At 53.5% G+C, this 16,839-nt stretch carries 23 protein-coding genes; 20 read left to right on the plus strand and 3 right to left on the minus strand.

The features are described 5' to 3' along the window. Window positions 1–38: 38 nt before the first annotated feature. From ABID47_RS30600 to ABID47_RS30655, 12 genes are all read left to right on the plus strand, one after another. Entirely contained in the window at window positions 39–1,115 is a 1,077-nt protein-coding gene (locus ABID47_RS30600; protein ID WP_435530687.1) for a M42 family metallopeptidase, read from the plus strand. Window positions 1,116–1,173: 58 nt separating this feature from the next. Next, window positions 1,174–1,851 carry a hypothetical protein gene (locus tag ABID47_RS30605; RefSeq protein ID WP_354502617.1) on the plus strand — a complete coding sequence of 226 codons (678 nt, stop codon included), beginning with the start codon at window positions 1,174–1,176 and terminating at the stop codon, window positions 1,849–1,851. 125 nt (window positions 1,852–1,976) lie between these two features. Continuing rightward, complete coding sequence (locus ABID47_RS30610) at window positions 1,977–2,531, plus strand: hypothetical protein (protein WP_354502619.1); 555 nt, start codon at window positions 1,977–1,979, stop codon at window positions 2,529–2,531. Window positions 2,532–2,534: 3 nt separating this feature from the next. Further along, on the plus strand, window positions 2,535–2,747 hold the full coding sequence (locus tag ABID47_RS30615) for a helix-hairpin-helix domain-containing protein (RefSeq protein WP_354502621.1): 213 nt from the start codon (window positions 2,535–2,537) through the stop codon (window positions 2,745–2,747). 45 nt (window positions 2,748–2,792) lie between these two features. Further along, complete coding sequence (locus tag ABID47_RS30620; protein WP_354502623.1) at window positions 2,793–3,311, plus strand: GrpB family protein; 519 nt, start codon at window positions 2,793–2,795, stop codon at window positions 3,309–3,311. 27 nt (window positions 3,312–3,338) lie between these two features. Then, a complete protein-coding gene (locus ABID47_RS30625) occupies window positions 3,339–3,797 on the plus strand; it encodes an NUDIX domain-containing protein (RefSeq protein ID WP_354502625.1) in 459 nt (152 codons plus the stop codon). A gap of 4 nt (window positions 3,798–3,801) precedes the next feature. Further along, on the plus strand, window positions 3,802–4,233 hold the full coding sequence (locus ABID47_RS30630; protein WP_354502627.1) for a GNAT family N-acetyltransferase: 432 nt from the start codon (window positions 3,802–3,804) through the stop codon (window positions 4,231–4,233). A gap of 67 nt (window positions 4,234–4,300) precedes the next feature. After that, complete coding sequence (locus ABID47_RS30635; protein WP_354502629.1) at window positions 4,301–5,098, plus strand: GNAT family N-acetyltransferase; 798 nt, start codon at window positions 4,301–4,303, stop codon at window positions 5,096–5,098. Between the two features lie 81 nt (window positions 5,099–5,179). Beyond that, window positions 5,180–5,623, plus strand: a complete 444-nt coding sequence (locus ABID47_RS30640; protein ID WP_435530688.1) for a hypothetical protein — start codon at window positions 5,180–5,182, stop codon at window positions 5,621–5,623. Then, window positions 5,620–6,159 (plus strand): ribonuclease FAU-1 family protein, encoded by a 540-nt coding sequence (locus ABID47_RS30645; RefSeq protein WP_354502633.1) that lies wholly within the window; start codon window positions 5,620–5,622, stop codon window positions 6,157–6,159. The genes ABID47_RS30640 and ABID47_RS30645 overlap by 4 nt, the downstream gene beginning before the upstream one ends. 35 nt (window positions 6,160–6,194) lie before the next feature. Continuing rightward, window positions 6,195–6,512, plus strand: a complete 318-nt coding sequence (locus tag ABID47_RS30650; protein ID WP_354502635.1) for a hypothetical protein — start codon at window positions 6,195–6,197, stop codon at window positions 6,510–6,512. Window positions 6,513–6,552: 40 nt separating this feature from the next. Next, window positions 6,553–7,782: an aminopeptidase gene (locus ABID47_RS30655; protein ID WP_354502637.1), complete on the plus strand. Its 1,230-nt coding sequence runs from the start codon at window positions 6,553–6,555 to the stop codon at window positions 7,780–7,782. Window positions 7,783–7,929: 147 nt separating this feature from the next. Here the strand turns inward: ABID47_RS30655 and ABID47_RS30660 are convergent, their stop codons facing one another. Together ABID47_RS30660 and erm are read right to left on the minus strand one after the other, a co-directional pair. After that, a complete protein-coding gene (locus ABID47_RS30660; RefSeq protein WP_354502639.1) occupies window positions 7,930–8,802 on the minus strand; it encodes an alpha/beta fold hydrolase in 873 nt (290 codons plus the stop codon). A 31-nt stretch (window positions 8,803–8,833) separates the two neighbouring features. Beyond that, a complete protein-coding gene (gene erm / locus ABID47_RS30665; RefSeq protein ID WP_354502641.1) occupies window positions 8,834–9,694 on the minus strand; it encodes a 23S ribosomal RNA methyltransferase Erm in 861 nt (286 codons plus the stop codon). Window positions 9,695–10,638: 944 nt separating this feature from the next. On the opposite strand from erm, the gene ABID47_RS30670 reads away from it, so the two are divergent. From ABID47_RS30670 to ABID47_RS30700, 7 genes are all read left to right on the plus strand, one after another. Further along, window positions 10,639–11,349, plus strand: a complete 711-nt coding sequence (locus tag ABID47_RS30670; RefSeq protein WP_354502776.1) for a Type 1 glutamine amidotransferase-like domain-containing protein — start codon at window positions 10,639–10,641, stop codon at window positions 11,347–11,349. Window positions 11,350–11,388: 39 nt separating this feature from the next. Continuing rightward, window positions 11,389–12,063 carry an HAD family hydrolase gene (locus ABID47_RS30675; protein WP_354502643.1) on the plus strand — a complete coding sequence of 225 codons (675 nt, stop codon included), beginning with the start codon at window positions 11,389–11,391 and terminating at the stop codon, window positions 12,061–12,063. 46 nt (window positions 12,064–12,109) lie between these two features. Further along, window positions 12,110–12,457 carry a glyoxalase superfamily protein gene (locus ABID47_RS30680; RefSeq protein WP_354502644.1) on the plus strand — a complete coding sequence of 116 codons (348 nt, stop codon included), beginning with the start codon at window positions 12,110–12,112 and terminating at the stop codon, window positions 12,455–12,457. Next, window positions 12,454–13,032 (plus strand): CDP-diacylglycerol--glycerol-3-phosphate 3-phosphatidyltransferase, encoded by a 579-nt coding sequence (gene pgsA / locus ABID47_RS30685; RefSeq protein ID WP_354502645.1) that lies wholly within the window; start codon window positions 12,454–12,456, stop codon window positions 13,030–13,032. The genes ABID47_RS30680 and pgsA overlap by 4 nt, the downstream gene beginning before the upstream one ends. A gap of 48 nt (window positions 13,033–13,080) precedes the next feature. Continuing rightward, window positions 13,081–13,650, plus strand: a complete 570-nt coding sequence (locus tag ABID47_RS30690) for a GNAT family N-acetyltransferase (RefSeq protein ID WP_354502647.1) — start codon at window positions 13,081–13,083, stop codon at window positions 13,648–13,650. After that, window positions 13,637–14,116: a DinB family protein gene (locus ABID47_RS30695; protein ID WP_354502649.1), complete on the plus strand. Its 480-nt coding sequence runs from the start codon at window positions 13,637–13,639 to the stop codon at window positions 14,114–14,116. The genes ABID47_RS30690 and ABID47_RS30695 overlap by 14 nt, the downstream gene beginning before the upstream one ends. A gap of 76 nt (window positions 14,117–14,192) precedes the next feature. Then, window positions 14,193–14,609, plus strand: coding sequence for a GNAT family N-acetyltransferase (locus ABID47_RS30700; RefSeq protein WP_354502651.1), 417 nt, complete (start codon window positions 14,193–14,195; stop codon window positions 14,607–14,609). An 83-nt stretch (window positions 14,610–14,692) separates the two neighbouring features. Here ABID47_RS30700 and ABID47_RS30705 read toward each other — a convergent pair whose 3' ends face one another. Beyond that, window positions 14,693–16,156, minus strand: coding sequence for an ATP-binding protein (locus ABID47_RS30705; RefSeq protein ID WP_354502653.1), 1,464 nt, complete (start codon window positions 16,154–16,156; stop codon window positions 14,693–14,695). Between the two features lie 157 nt (window positions 16,157–16,313). Between ABID47_RS30705 and ABID47_RS30710 the strand changes: the two genes are divergently transcribed. Next, complete coding sequence (locus tag ABID47_RS30710) at window positions 16,314–16,823, plus strand: GNAT family N-acetyltransferase (RefSeq protein WP_354502655.1); 510 nt, start codon at window positions 16,314–16,316, stop codon at window positions 16,821–16,823. Window positions 16,824–16,839 lie beyond the last annotated feature (16 nt).

Consider the following 16,839-nt stretch of genomic DNA (forward strand, 5'->3'; position numbering starts at 1 on the left):
TATACTTTTTAAAACCCAGATTTGGAGGTTGAATAACCATGATGGATGAAATGACGCAGCGAATGAAGGTATTGACCGAGTGCGACGGTGTGCCTGGACACGAAGGCGCCGTCCGCGCCCAAATGAAAAGCTATCTTGAACCGCTCAGCGAAGAGCTGGTTATGGACCGGCTCGGGAGCGTGTTTGGGGTGAAAACCGGCCTTGCCGGGGGACCTAAAGTCATGCTTGCCGGCCATCTGGACGAGATCGGGTTTATGGTCACCCAGATTACGCCGAAGGGATTTCTGCGTTTTAACCAGCTGGGTGGCTGGTGGGCGCATAACGTCCTGTCCCACCGGGTGAAAGTAAAGACGCGCAAAGGCGAATACATCGGCATCATCGGCTCCAAGCCGCCCCATGTGCTGGAGGCCGAGGAGCGGACCAAGGTCATGAAGCTGAAGGACTTGTATATCGATATCGGGGCTAAAGATGAAGCGGACGCCAAGGAGATGGGGGTTCGTCCGGGCGACTGGGTCGTACCGGTGAGCGATTTCTTTACGATGCGCGATGGCGAGCTGTGGGCGGGCAAAGCGCTCGACAACCGCTCCGGCTGCTCGCTGGCGGTCGAAATCCTGTCCCGTCTGCAGAATGAACAGCATCCGAACGTCATTTATGCGGGAGCGACGGTGCAGGAGGAAGTAGGTCTCCGCGGTGCGGGTACGGCCGCCAACCTCATCCAGCCGGACGTGGCCTTTGCGCTGGACGTCGGTATCGCGCATGACACGCCGGGCAGCGAGTCGAACCCGATGAAATGCAATATGGGCGACGGACCGCTGGTGCTCATTTTTGACGCTTCGATGATTCCGAATACCGCCCTGCGGGACCTTGTAATCGACACGGCGGAGGATCTGGGCATTTCCGTGCAGTTTGACGCCATTACCGGCGGCACGACCGACGGCGGCCGGATTCATACGAGCGGCATCGGCTGCCCGACGCTGTCCGTGGGATTTGCCACGCGTTACATCCACAGCCATAATTCCGTGATGTCCAAATCCGATTTTAGCCAGGCAGCCGACCTGCTGACGGCGGTGATCAAGAAGCTGGACCGCGAAACGGTGGATAAGCTGATCGGGTAGGGCGGTGGAACGCGTTAGATACTATTATTTTCATGGGTGGCTGAAAAGAGTCCTTTTAATGAGCACAGAAAGAAAACGGACAGTAGCGATCATTGCGGTGATCATTGTCATTGTGGGCGGATACCGGATCTATGCATTGAACTATTCGGATGAAGGCATTATGGATCATGTCATCGCCCATAAGGGGTATGACGTGAATCTCGTAAAGGAGCAGGTACCCGTCAAAATTTTTGTCAAACCGGAATGGATCGCATTCGGACAGGACGAACGGAAAGATTTAAAAGCCGAAGTCCTTGAGATGAATCATACGCGTATCCTGCTTAACGATGTGTTGAACCGGGGCAATGACATTTATTTCAGTTTTGAGGCGTTCCCCGGGTGGGAACATCGATCGGGTGAATTTATGTATAACGGGAAGGTCAATCCGGACGGTTCCGTCACAACCCAGGGACCGAACCTCCGGTTAACCGACAGGAGCGGGCAAGAAATTCCCTGCGGGCAGTCGGGCCAAGGTCCACGGATATCCTTTTCTTTTGGGATAAATCCGGAATACCACCGTTTGATTCGTGACGGATTTTATGTGGAGTACAGCGATTTTAATGTGTATCGTTATGCGAAGAAAATCAACGAAGAGTGGCTGGGTTTTAATTCAATTTTCCAATGCCGGATTACCGTGTTTCTTAGCGCCTTCCCAGCGGAGGAATCCTTTTATACTCAAAACAACAGTTTTCGTTGAGAAGGATGTTCCTTTTGACTAAAATGGAATAAAACGTAAAGCGTCAGACATCATCGGTATGTTCTGATGCTTTATTTTTTGAGTGGGGGCTAAGTGAAACCAAGCTGCCGAAAGGGGAGATGGCCATGACGCTGGTGTTGTATCACTATTATGAAGCAGCAAGGGGTCCTTTTCGAAACCTTTCGTGTCTGCCGCTGGAAGAAGCTCGTGAAATTTTGGGGCAGATCGTGCAGGAAGGAAAAACGTTTGCCAGTAAAAGGGCAGGCGATTACATGGATACAAGGCTCAAACTGGAGAGCCGAGCCAGAGAGGCGTTTATAGCCAAAGGCGGCCAGCCCGCAAATCCGTATCCGCATTATATGACCCTCGGACCGTGCGATTGGCTGTTTTCTTGGTATACGGAACCAAACGTGGTTCAAATCGATTGGGACGAATTCGATGATCGTTCGATCAGTTTTACGTACGGCGATCTGTTTCCGACAATGCGCTACGAAGATGGCTGGCCCTACCGCAAGCAGGTATATACGAAGGATGAAATCCGGGAAGCTATCGCCAGGTACGGGCTCCCGCAGGAATGGAACAAGCACGGGGACCGGGGGCCAGAGCGATACATTGAGGCACAGATTTGGGATGAAAACGTGATTGGAAGGTATTATCCATCTATTTATGGAGGTTTATAAGCCATGCCAAAGGATAAGCAGGATCTGACGGAAAGCGATTTGCCCAATCTGGCCCAGCCGGCGGTACGCGCGCTCCGGAATGCGGGCATTACCCGGCTAGAAGAGGTCGCGAAACTCACCGAACCGGAGCTGAAGCAGCTTCACGGCATCGGACCTACGGCGGTAGAACAGCTTCGGCGGGCAATGGCCGACAAGGGACTGGATTTTTCCAAATAAGGAGCTGTCCAAAAAAAGGAGCAATGATCGGATCGGAGGGAACTGATGGGTATTGATGAAATCATTGAGCTGTCATCTTATCAGGATGAATGGAAGGACATCTATGAGCAAGAGAAGAGGAAGCTGGAGCCTGTATTTGCGGAACAAGCGGTGGAGTTTGCCCATATCGGTAGCACGTCTATCGAGAGAATGACGGCCAAACCGATTGTCGATATCCTGATTGGCCTCAAGGAGCTTCATATTGACGAGCAGACAGACCGGCGGCTGGTTGCTTTACAGTATGAGGGCATGGGTGTGGCGGGAGTGCCGGGGCGGATACATTATCGTAAACGTACTGGGCAGAAGATCAATCTGCAGATTACCGAGTGGGACTCCGCCATTTGGCGGGATAACCTGCTGTTCAGGGATTATTTGCGTACCCATCCGGAGCAGGCGAATGCCTATGCAGAGGCCAAACGGAACACGGTGGCCAGCGGCATCAACACGTTGCTGAAATACTCGGATGAAAAGTCTGGAACGATTGCTGAGCTGTTAGAGAAGGCGCGGGCGTGGGCAAAAAGCTGATTTCGCATCAGGAGGGAGGAAGCAGCTATGCGCATTATCGTGACAGGCGGCGCTGTTATTCAGGATCAAGCCGGCCGCATCCTCATGCAGCGCAGGTCTGACTATGGGGATTGGGGATTGCCCGGCGGTGCGATGGAGCCCGGAGAAACGATTGAGGAGACGATGCAGCGGGAAGTGCTGGAAGAGACCGGACTGGTCGTCCTGAAACATGAACTGATGGGTGTTTATAGCGGGCCGAGAATGCAGTACACCTATCCTGACGGGAACGAGGTTGTGTTTGTCATGTTCATCTTCAAGGCGGAAGCAAACTTGCAGGGAAGCCTTTCAGATAACGGAAGGGCACTTCTTTTTCAGGACCTTTATCAGGAGTCACTTCAGCTTGAATTCAAGTCCATGGATGAAATCGAACAGCTGCCGATCAGTTCCGTTCAGCGGCCTGTTTTTGAAGATTTAATGCAAAAGAAAAATTCTATATTAAGGAGCTGAAATTATGAGTCCAATCACTGTACGGACGTATCAGGAGAAAAATATCCCCGCCGCTCAAGTGAAACAGCTGTATGATCACCTGGGCTGGTGGCCGGAAAGAACATTGGCCGATATCGAATCCATGCTCGGCTCATCCATTGCTGTGGGCGCCTGGGACGAGGACAGGCTGGTCGGGTTTGCGAGAGCGGTCTCGGACGGCTTGTTCCGTGCCTATATCGAGGATATGGGCGTGCACGAGGATTACAGAAAACGCGGCTTGGGACGGGAGATCGTCGACAGCATCACCGCAGAACTGAAAAATATCCACGTGGTCAGCTTATTTTGCGAGAGTGGCCTGGTGGATTTTTATCAACAGACCGGCTACAAGCCGACCCGGCAGGTCGTCATGCATAAGCGTCACGAGGCAGAAGATGACAGAAGGGGAAAAGAACGATGAGCGCGCTTGATGCTTTGCGATTTCCGATAGGTTCTTTAACGATCAAGCCAGAAAAGGACGTCATAATATGTACATAAGCAAAGAACTGGCCGATCTGATGGAGCAATCCGAAATCGATTACATGATCGACCGAATGAAGGCGATTCAGGAGCGGCCCGGCAATCCGATGGGGATCGACGTTCAAACTTTTGGTGGTGCTGCCGCGTTCTATAGTCAAGCGATGCCGTGGCCGCAGTTTAATACGGTGAAGGGAATTGGAGAGCAAGAGGCTGAGCGCCTGGATGAAATTCTGGAATTTTATCGGAAGCGGCAGGGCCGATGCCAATTTGAGGTGGCTCCTTCCAAATCTCATCCTAAGCTGATGAAGGCTCTCTTTGATCAGGGCTATTACCAGACCGGGTATCATGCGACTTTATACGGCGAACCTCGCTCTTGTGAGACAGGAAGAGAGCATATTACGATCCGGGAACTCAGCGCAGACGAAATGGACTTGTATGCCGAAATTCACTGCCTGGGCACCGGTCTGCCAATATCCGGCAAACACCACATCGCCGACAACAACATCGTTCTTTATGACAGGGATGGATGGAAATTCTATGCGGCATGGGTCAACGGCAGACCGGCCGGCGTAGGCGTGATGTATATCCAGGATGACACGGCTTCGCTGACGTTTGCCACTACACTTGCGGAATACCGCAACCAGGGGGTTCAGCAGGCGCTGTTGGAAAAAAGGATCACCGAAGCGCATCGAAGCGGCTGCCGGATCGTGGTCGGCCAGGCGGCCTACGCCTCGACCAGCCACCGCAACATGGAGCGGGCAGGTCTGAAGCTGGGCTATACCCGGGGAACATGGATTCAGGCATAAGCTGCCAGTTGTCGTGTAAAAAGTCACGGATTAGCGTTTTGCTGATGGCTATTTTTTGGGGAGGGATGTCATTTGAAAAGAGTGCTGCCTCTATTCCTTGGTTTGATCCTACTTTTTCCACTATCGATCGCCTCTGCGAGCTGGGCCTATCCATTTGTCGTATACTCGGGCAATATTTACCGGGTCACGGAACAAGCCATACAGCCCGAGGACGTCGGCCAAAAAATCGGCAAAGTCACGAAGTATTCGGACCGGGAAGGGACGTATCGGGGGAATTTCTCCAATATGTATCCCAAAGGAACAGGTTACTACGCCATTCAAGGGCGGAGCAGTCATGAGGCCATTGCGGTTCGAACAGGCGAAGATACGTACATTTTGGCGATTCAGCAGGGAGCTTATTCCGGAGGGCTGGAGATGCGAACGATATGGTGGTTGTACGCAGGGATCGGCATCGTCTCAGTCGCTTGCTTAGCGGCGGCGGCCAGAGTTATGCAGAAGCGGAGAGCTCGGGAGGGGAGCAAGTGAAGCGAAAATATGCCGACCGTCGGGATTGGCGGCGGGTGCTGGAAAGAGATTTTGCTTGCAGGCCGCTCCGATCCGACGAATTTAACGGGTATGTGACACTCATCTCGATTCATCAAATCAGCGAACCTCTTGTGGTACAGATGCAGAACCGGGACTTGTGCCTGGCGGATCAGGGATACGTTTGGATGCAGCACTTTCCGGAAGAGGAGCACTACGCGGTCACCACCATGTTTAATGCGGAGCGTGAGGTCATCCAGTGGTATGTAGATATAACGAAACGGAACGGTCTGAGCGGGGAGGGCATTCCTTACTGGGATGACTTGTATCTGGACTTGGTCGTCTTTCCTGACGGCAGCTATGTGATCAAAGATGAAGACGAGTTGAGCGACGCGCTTCGCAGTTCGGCTATTACGGAGGAGGACTTCGTGCTCGCGCACCGAACCCTGAATGGGCTGCTGCCCCAGATCGAGACGGGGACCCATTGGATATGGAACCATAGTAAGAAACACCTGGATTGGATGCTGGAAAGGAATTAGCGAAGCGGAGCAGATTCCGAGGGAGGTGATTACGCGTGAAAAAGGGAATACCCTATTTCCTGATGATTCTGGCCGCGCTGGTCCTTTTGGTGCAAAATCATCAGGATGTATCCGTGGGGGACATGATTTTTTCAAGCTTAGGTTTGGATCCATGGATAGGGAGTTCAGCGCCAGGTTCGACCCGGTATCATCTGCCGGTCATCGCCGGTTTGGCATTGCTCGTGGCGGGCATATTTTGTACCGTGAGAATGTACCGTGCCAAGTATCCGCGGATCCTCAGCTGGATTTTGCTGGCCTGCATGGTGGTCATTTATGCGTTTCCTCTGGTCACCCGGCTAATCGGCTCGTTATGAAGATCGTACAATTTATAAATAGATAAGGCAGGGGATGTTATTGACGGAGTTTCAGAAGCAAATGGAAAAATATGCGGAGCTGCTCGTCCAAGTGGGCGTAAATGTGCAGCCGGGTCAGGTGCTCTATGTGGAATCGCCTATAGAGTCGGCTGATTTTGCGCGGCTGGTTACGGCTAAAGCCTACCAGGCAGGGGCCAAGTATGTACAGTTGAACTGGCGTGATGAAACGGTAGAGCGCATGCGCTATGACCTGGCGGGACCGGAGTCGTTTGCGTTCTATCCCCCTTGGACGGCGCACATGATGGAGAGCATCGCGGAGTCCGGCGGAGCGGTTCTCCTGCTGGACGGGGAGAACCCGAATTTGTATGACGGCGTGGATCCGGCGAAAATATCGGCTTCCCGGAAAGCCGCCGCCGCCGCCCGCAGGAACTATCTCGGATACGTGCGCACCAATCGGATCAGCTGGTGCATCGTCAACGTGCCGAGCCAGGCGTGGGCGGATCAAGTGTTTGCCGACCGCCCGCAGGAAGAGCGGGTGAACGCATTATGGGAATCGATCTTCCGCATGAACCATATCGATGAAGAGGATCCGGTAGCTGCCTGGCGGAGGCATACGCAGCATTTACGAGCCGTCACCGATAAGCTGAACGCGAAGCAGTACCGCAGGCTGCATTACAAGGCACCCGGCACGGATCTGACGGTCGAACTCGCTCCCGGCCATATCTGGCTTGGCGGCGGCCAGGTTAATCAGAGCGGGATTCCGTTCGTGGCGAATATGCCGACCGAGGAAGTGTATACGATGCCGCACCGCGCCGGGACAAACGGAACGGTATCGAGCACCCGGCCGTTTGTGCTGAACGGGCAACTGGTGGACCGCTTCACTCTGACGTTTCGTGAGGGACGTGTGGTGGATTTTACGGCGGAGACTGGATATGAGGCGTTGAAGCAGTTTTTGGATGCCGATGAGGGGACGCGATATTTGGGGGAGATTGCGATCGTACCGCATGATTCGCCGATCTCCCGTCTGAACCAGGTTTTCTATAACGTGGGCATCGACGAGAATGCGTCCTGCCATTTTGCGCTCGGGAACGCATATCCGACCAATTTGCAGGGCGGGGCGGGGCTCAGCGATGAGGAGCTGCTTGCCCGCGGAGCCAACGTCAGCATGCAGCACGAAGATTTTATGGTCGGTTCGGCGGAACTGAGCATCGATGCGGAGCATGAGGACGGCACGATCGAGCCGCTGCTGCGAAACGGAAGCTGGGTATGAGCGATGTGTCGGTATATCCGGTTGAGCTGAAGACAGACATCTTGTCAGTGATTGACGGCAGCGCTGACTTGAAGCATCAGATTCATCATCTGTAGGGTTACATACACACAGCGGGCAGGGATGAGTCCCTGCCCGCTGTTTTGCTAATTACTTAACTGATCCCGATTCGCTCTGCTGGATGTCTGCGGTATGCTGGATGATCGCATCCAGAATGGCATCCCAATCGTCCTCATGCAGCTCATGGCCGGTTCCTTCCAGGGTCAGCAGCCGGGCTCCTGGAATTTCCCGTGCCAATGCTTCACCGTGGACATAAGGGATGATCGGATCCTCCGTGCCATGGATGACAAGGGCCGGCACCCGGATGTCCGGTACCCGGGCAATCAATTCCTCTCCGCCGGTCAGCAGGCCATGATTAAACATACTCGCCGTCCAATTTCGGGTCCGCTGCAGCTCCCGTGCGGCCAGCCGGCGGACTTTATCCTCGTCCGGAGCGTGCTTTGACCCGCGGAGCAGATTCCATTTTTGAACGCTAAAGTCCAGGATCGCCTGTTCATTCTCCCAATTGACCTGATCGGCTGAAGCAAAAAAGGCAGCTACCTTTTCTTCCATTTCCGGCAGACTCGGGTCACGGAACGAAGAGGTCATGATCAGCGTATCGCTCAGCACCCGCTCGGGATACTTGACCGTGGCCATCAGCGTCAGCAGGCCGCCGAGCGACATGCCTGCCACATGGGCCCGGCTAATTCCGTAGGCGTCCAGCACGCGGATGGCGTCATCGGCCATGTCCTCTAAACCGTACTGCGGGTTACCGGGCTCATCATTCATCGATTGGCCGACGTCGCGGTTATCGTAACGGATGACAAACCGTCCCGCGTCAGCAAGTCGCTGGCAAAATTCGTCCTCCCACCAGATCATCGAGGCAGTGGCGCCCATAATGAGCAGGATTGCCGGATCTTCCTTTCGTCCAAAGCTTTCGGTGCACAGTTCAATACCATCTACTTTAATGAGTTGTTCTGTCATTTGTGTTTCCTCCTTAGATTTCAATTCACGCCTACCTGGCGCTCTTTTTCTTCGTTGGTGCTTTCGGCCAGCGATAAGAGGGGACCTTCTCCCGCATCGTATCAAATACGGCGGCCCAATCCCGCTCGCGCAGCAAGCATACCGGCGTATTCCGTTCTACCCGGATGTGCTGCAGCAGGTGCCTGATTTGCACCGGTGTAAAAATTTCCGCCAGTGCCTCGCACACCGGCAGTGCCGGCTCGTTCAGCGCGTATTCGGCCAATCCGCCGAACGCATGATGATGCCGCGTCTGCAGCCAAGGTGTTTTCCGTCTCCGAATGCGGAGTACGGCTGCGTCCACCTGAGGTGGGGGTGAAAAATGCCGCCGGGGCACGATCTTCACCAGCTCGAAGTCAAACCACATTCGCCACTTGAGCAGACGCGGGCTGCGAATCTGCCTTGCTGTAAATCCCTTGGCTGCTCCGTGCTGCACAATCAGCACCGCCCCCTGGAATGCAGACCCCGGCGGGTCAAGCAGCTTCTCGAGAATGAATGTCGTCATGAAAAATGGAATGTTGGCTACAACATGAAACGGCTCCTTCGGAAGATAAGCCTCGCGAATGTCCCTCTCAATAACGGCCACATTGGAGCCGGGAACCGCTTTTTGCCTAAGGGCGGCGGCGAATGCGGCATCGTTCTCAATGGCCAGCACTCTGCCAGCCTTCTTCGCAAGCGGGAACGTGATGGCTCCCCGCCCGGCGCCCAGATCGAGCACCGTGTCGGCGTTTGTGACGCCGGCCATTCCGATCATGTCGTGAATGACCGGCTCGTGGTGCAGCAGGTGCTGTCCTTTTGCTGCGGGTTTCTCTATGTTCAAGTGCGTCTTAATATGACGTTGTCGATGTTTATGCATCCATGAATCCCTCCGTTTTCCAGCGATGGTTTCTTGCCCATCGGCTGTGCTGTGAAGTGGAGAGACTCAGGATAACGCCGCGGGATCCGGCGGATTTCACCGAATGACAGGCACCTGTGCGGGCCGGACGCACTGCATGAAAGAGCAGTTCATCGGCATATAAGCCCGGCATTGAAGCGGCGGGTGGCGGCACATTATGCATCGACCAAGCGATATTTTTTCCTGAGCAAAAAGGAGGTTACCTGGCAAAAAGGGCAGACCTATCCTGAGTTTCTCTGTACACAGCAAAGCCAACGGCTTTTTTTCTTAGCAGCTGTACACCGTGCGAACCCGGATAAACTGATCTACCACACGTAACCCTCCTCACCAGAATCATCGTTAATCTAAAAATAAGCACAAAAAAACACAGGCTGTCTGCCTGTGTCAGCGTTTCGCGAAAGGACCGACCGGTCCAAGGAACAACTGTTCCTCGGCCGCAGGATATGAGGTCTTACATGAAAGCCGGAAGAGGCCCAAGGGCAGGGAGAGACGACGATCATTCCTATCCCTTGAGGGTACGATTCCGCAATGCGTTCATGTGAGATGAATTTTTAAAGGCAGGCCGGACATGATCATGCGTGTTCCTGCAGACGATGCTTCAGCCATAGTCGTTATAAAACCTGGGTTACCTTTAAAAAATGGCAGACCAATCCTGAGTCCTCCGCGTACAAGCAGAGAATTTTGCAATATGTTAGTTGCAAAACGTGCGAACCCGGATAAACTGATCTACCACACGTAACCCTCCGTTCTTCGTAAATTACTAACAGGCTACCATATCGATCCATTTTTAGCAAGTACCCGGCGAAGAAAGGGTATGGCGTTTTCCCGTCGAATAGGTAAATTAACATCGCTTGCGGCAGTTTTACTTTGATTTTATGACACGTTACGGAAAGGAGGGCGTCAGCATCAAACAAATTATCGCTATGGGTGGCGGAGGATTCTCAATGGAACCGGATAACCCCTTGCTGGATCTGTACATTCTTCGGCAGGCAGGCACCGGCCGCCCCAAGATTTGCTTTGTACCAACGGCGAGCAGTGACGCGCAAGGGTATATTGATCGTTTTTATGATGCGTTTCAGCGTCTGGAATGCACTCCTTCTCATCTTTCCCTGATCCAACCACCAACCGTCGATCTGGAGGATTTTATTCTGGACAAAGATATCATTTATGTCGGGGGCGGCAATACGAAATCAATGCTTGCGGTATGGAAGGAACGGAGTGTGGATCGATATTTAAAGACGGCCTGGGAAAATGGGGTGATTCTATCCGGGCTAAGCGCCGGTTCCATTTGCTGGTTTGAGGAAGGCGTGACGGATTCCATCCCTGGCGATCTGACCCGGCTGGAGGGCCTCGGCCTGCTTTCAGGAAGCCACTGTCCCCATTATGACGGGGAAGCGGACCGAAGGCCCAGTTATCATCGGCTGATCCAAAGCGGACAAATCGGTGGGGGAATAGCCGCAGATGACGGAGCGGCACTGCATTATGTAGATGGTGTTTTTCATCGGGCGGTAAGCTCTCGTCCTGAGGCCAAAGCCTACGAGGTGCGAGCCATGGAAGGGCATGTGGTGGAGACGGTCATTCCAACCGTATATTTGGGGGAAGCGGCCGGGCTATGATATAACCGGAATCCCGAATACCGATAAGGAGGATGCCGCTTGGGCACGAAAGCCGTTTTGTTCGATTTGTTCGAGACCTTGATCACCGAATATGCGGATGGCCGGCGGATATCGGGGCGTCGCTACGATTACCCGGGTCTGCTTGGCCTGAGCCAGGAAGAGTTCAAGCTGGAATGGAGAAGCCGGGTGGAGCGGCGGATGCGTGGGGAGCTGGCAAGTTTTCCGGACGTCATCCGGGATATTTGCCGAAGCAGGGGCCTGGATGCGGACGAACAGTCCGTTCAGTCGCTCTACCAGTCAAGGATCCAGGAGAAGCGGATTCCTTTTGAAGCCGTTCGCCCTGACATTTTGGACATGCTCGAAAATCTCCGTACCCATGGCTGGAAGCTGGGACTGATCAGCAACTGTTCGGAGGAGGAAGTCCGGGGCTGGGAAGATTCCCCGCTGACCGGGTATTTTGACGATGTTATTTTTTCATACGAGGTACAATGCTGTAAGCCCGACCCTGCTATCTATGAACTCGCATGCCGGCGGCTGCAGGTGCTTCCGGAGGATTGCGTGTTTGTAGGTGACGGAGGCTCCGGAGAGCTGGATGGGGCGCATCAGGCAGGGATGAAGGTCATCCACGCGGTCTGGTTCAATCCCTATGTGGAGAGCCGGTACGCTCAACTGTCGGCGCCTATGCAGCTTGCCGCCGCATTGCCAGTACGATAGCCGGGCCGGGCATAAGTTTGGATGAACTTTTAGAGGAGGATAAGTGATGAAGAAGGTAACACCGATCTTTCGGATTTTCGATGAGGACAAGGCCAAGGAGTTTTACGTGGATTTCCTGGAATTCCGGATTGACTGGGAGCATCGCTATGAAGACGATCTTCCCTTATACATGCAGGTGTCCAGCGGGGACTGCGAGATCCATTTGAGCGGGCATCACGGCGACTGCACCCCCGGCTCGGCGATCCGTGTTGAAGTCGAAGACATTCAGAGCCTCCATGCCAAACTGATAGCGAAGAAATACAAGCATGCGCGCCCTGGGCTTGAGGATATGGAGGTGAGCGTGATCGATCCTTTCGGTAACCGGATCACGTTTTTTGAGAGGAAGGATGCATGAACCCGGCGAACAAGCTGACGCTGGCCAGAATCATGCTGATCCCGGTGTTTATCGTTTTTTTCGCAGAGTACCCCGTACGGCTGGCGGATTCCAACGCGTTCATTCAATTTCTGAATCAGTACGGAACCTATATGGCGGTGGCCGTATTCATTCTCGCTTCCGCTACGGACAAGCTGGACGGGTATATTGCCCGCAAATACCACTTGGTTACCAATCTCGGGAAGCTGCTGGACCCGCTTGCGGATAAGCTGCTTGTTTCGGTGGCGTTGATCATGATGGTCGAAGCCGGGATGATTCCGGCCTGGATGGCCTTCGTGATGATCGGCCGTGAATTCATGATTACCGCTCTGCGATTGGCGGCGTCGGCCCAGGGGATCGCTCTGGCGGCAGACCGATACGGCAAGTGGAAAATGGTGTCCCAGGTCGTCGCCATTACGGCCGTGCTGCTGAATAACTATCCTTTTCAATGGCTGACTAGCCTTCGCGTCGATTCCTTCTTGATGGTGATCGCCGTGATGATGACCGTCTTGTCGGGGTACCATTACGTGGTCAAAAACGTTAAGCTTTTCATATAAAATGGCTCAAACGCTGCGTGCTTGAGTTATGAGGGAGGAGGCGTAATTTTGATTCTTTGGAGCAAGCAGGGGGTCAGTGTAAGGAAACTGGAGGCGGGCGATGCGGACCATTTGGTCCGTTGGCTCAGCGATCCACGCGTCCTCGAATATTATGAAGGCCGGGACCGTCCGCATGATATGGCCATGGTGCAGGAACACTTTTACCGAGATGATCAAATCGAAGCTTGCATCATTCAACTGGACGACCGCGATATCGGCTATATCCAGTACTATCATGTCGATCCGGAGGAACGCGAGGTATATGGCTATGGCGAAGGGGACGGGCGGATTTTCGGCATGGATCAGTTTATAGGGGAGCCCGACTGCTGGAACCGGGGAATCGGCACAAGGCTGATTCAAGGCATGGTTTCTTATCTGACCAACACGCTTCAAGCCGATAAAATTGTCATGGACCCGCAAACCTGGAACGCCAGGGCCCTGCGCGTATACGAAAAATGCGGCTTCCGCAAGATCAAACTGCTGGAAAAACGCGAATGGCATGAAGGAGAGTACCGCGATTGCTGGCTGATCGAATACAATGCAGCCAATGGAGGGGAGAAGCGGGATGAATCATTATAGTCAAACCTTGAACCGTTTAGTCGGATATTTTGAGAGCGAGCTGAAAGCTGTGCCCGAAGAGGTGTTCAGACACAAGCAAGGACCCGCCAAGTGGTCGAAGCAGGAGATCGTAGGCCACTTATGCGATTCGGCGGCGAACAACCATCTTCGGTTTGTCCAAATAAAACTGTCGGCGCATCCGGTATCCCTTGAGGGATATGATCAGGACCGGTGGGTGGACCTGCACGGGTATCAGGAGCAATACAACCAGGCGGATATCATTACGCTGTGGGTTATGCTGAACAGGCAAATTGTCCATGTTCTCGAGAGTTTGACCGCGGACGATTACGGCAAAACCTGCATTCTTCCCGGCGGCGGTGAAGCGACGCTGGATTGGCTGGTGAACGATTATCTGGAGCATATGCGGCACCACTTTAGACAGATTCTCGGTCCGGAGTCGGTAGAGCGGGCGGAGGCCGGGACATAGTCCGGGTGCTGCTGGCTTCATTGAATGTACGTCGATATACGTTTGTTCTAATTAATGACTGGAGGAAACTAACATCATGGAAACACTGCGAGAGCTGTTGATTGAGGATTACGAACAATGCATGGAGCTGTGGGGCAATACGGAAGGGATGGCGCTGAGCGACGCCGATTCGAAAGAATCGATACACCGGTACCTGCTTCGGAACCCGGGTATGAGCTTTGTCGCCACCGAGGGTGATCGGGTGATCGGCACCATTCTGTGCGGCCATGACGGCCGAAGGGGGTATATTTACCACGTTGCGGTCGATCCGGCCTGCAGGGGCCGCGCCATCGGACAGAAACTGGCGAAAGCCGGGCTGGATAAGCTCCGGGATGAGGGCATCGCCAAGTGCCATATCATGGTGATCGAGGAGAATGAGATCGGCAATTATTTTTGGGCCAAATCGGGCTGGAGCCGGAGGGACGGCATTCTGCTGTATTCCTCCAATACATAGGAGCATAACGCGGGAGTACCGTCCTTTTTTTGGTCCCAGGATGTGAAACTTAAAATTACCGGCTCATCTCCGGATTAGGCTTGTTATGATGAGGCTGCCTCCGGCTCGGAAATAACGGGGAGCGTCACGGTAAACGTGGTGCCTTCCCGGAGAGTGCTCTGGACCGATATGTTCCCGCCGTGATTATGGATGATGTTGTGTGTGATCATAAACCCAAGACCGGTGCCTGATTCCTTGGTCGTGAAAAAGGGCTTGCCCAGCGCTTGGATCTGCTCCGCAGTCATGCCGCAGCCTTCGTCCTGAACGCTGATGAAGGCCTCGTTGCTCCGGGAGAGAGCGTGGATCCGGATGATTCCGCCTTCCGGCATGGCTTCCATCGCATTTTTGAGCAGGTTAATGAAGACCTGTTTCAGCTGGTTAGCCTCACCGGCAATCCAGATGGAAGGTTCGGAGAAGGCGGAAACGATCTCGATATTTTTTAATGCGGCCTGGCCGTTCATCAGCGTGATCACCTGGTCCAGCAGCGGCAAAATGTCCATTGGCTTGCTCGCATGCGAAACCTGGGGTTTGGACAGCACCAGCAGCTCATTGACGATAAATTCGATCCGCTTCAGCTCGGATTCCATGATCGCAAAGTACTGGTCGTTGTTATGGCTGGAAGTGCGGAGGAGCTTCAAAAAGCCGAAAATGGCGGTCAGCGGATTGCGGATTTCGTGAGCGATGCCTGCGGCAAGCTGCCCTGCCGTCGATAGCTTCTCGGACTGCATGAGCCGGTCTTCCTCAAGCTTCTGGTCGGAGATATCTTTAAAGATCCCGATGACGCACCGCTTTTTTTGATAGGTAATCTTCAGTGAAAATCCTTCCACATGCCTCAGTTGTCCATTGAGACAGCGGATGCGGTAGCGCACGGAGCCGATGGGCATGTTGCTGTAGTGCCGCTGCTTGCGCTCGGCCAAAATTTCGTGGTCGGCGGCGTCGACCAAATCGTCCGTTGACATGCCGATCACGGCTTCAAGGCTGTCTGCATGAATGAGCCGGAGTCCGGCAGGATTGGCATACTGAATCTGGCCGTGGTTCGTAATCAGCACGGACAGGGGGAGGCCATCCAGCAGCTGCATGAAGGAATCCTCCCGCTCGTGCAGATGGGTTTCGGTATAATGCAGCCGGGTTTCCATTTGCATCATCTGGGTCCTGTTCTCGAATTGGGTGAAGTAAATCTCAGGTTTCCCGGCCTCATTTCGAATCAAGGAGATGCGGATATCAAGGGATAACCGTTGTCCTGAAGGATGATAGTAATGCTGGTCGATCCGGTGCTGATCCCGTTTCATGGACTGCAGCCACTCCCCGCACTTAACGATGTCGCGGGACAGTTCCTGAATCGCAGGAAGAAGAAGATCCGGCAAAGTGAAATGGTCAGGTGAATAACCGAGGAGGGTGCATAAAGCGGGGTTGACCTCTAGGAAGGCTCCGTCAGGCGCGATAAGGGCCATGCCGATCGCGGCCTGCCTAAAGGCAAAGTCGTAATTATGGACTTCAGCGGATCGCATGGCAGTTCCCCTCTCTACTATCAAGCCGTGGCATATTTATACATATTATAATCGCGAATCTCTTTAATCATCAATGCTAAAGTAAGTGAACATTAACTTTTAAAAGAGAGCCGCGGAACACGGGGACAAAAATATATTCGATATGGAGGTGCTGTATATGAAAATCACACTGACTTTGCTCACTTCAGAGGAATTAAAGCAGCAGTGGAAGCAGGCTTTTAACGAACAGGACATCTTTCGCCCCGATGAGTACTACGACAAATGTCTCGCTGAAAACGCAGCGGGTGTCCGTGAAACGATCATCGCCTATGCAGATGACCAGGTCGCCGGGGTATGTCACCTGAAATACGAATCGGACTACCCCCCTTTCCAAGAGCAAGGAATTCCGGAAGTGAATGATCTCAATGTGTTCCCTGTCTTCCAGCGCCAAGGAATCGGCAACCGGATCCTGGAGGAGTTTGAATCGATCGTAAGCCGCAAGGGCAAACGGATCGGCATCGGTGTGGGCTTGTTCAAGGACTACGGCAAGGCACAGCGCATTTACTGCCGTAGAGGTTACATTCCTGATGGCAACGGCATCGTGTATAAGAACCAGCCGGTCGTGCCGGGCGAGATGGTCCGGGTGGACGATGATCTGAATCTCTTTTTCATTAAGGAACTTCAATAAATAAGAATGTTGGAGG

It is taken from the genome of Paenibacillus favisporus, from assembly GCF_040545415.1.
GTDB lineage: Bacteria > Bacillota > Bacilli > Paenibacillales > Paenibacillaceae > Paenibacillus_AQ > Paenibacillus_AQ favisporus.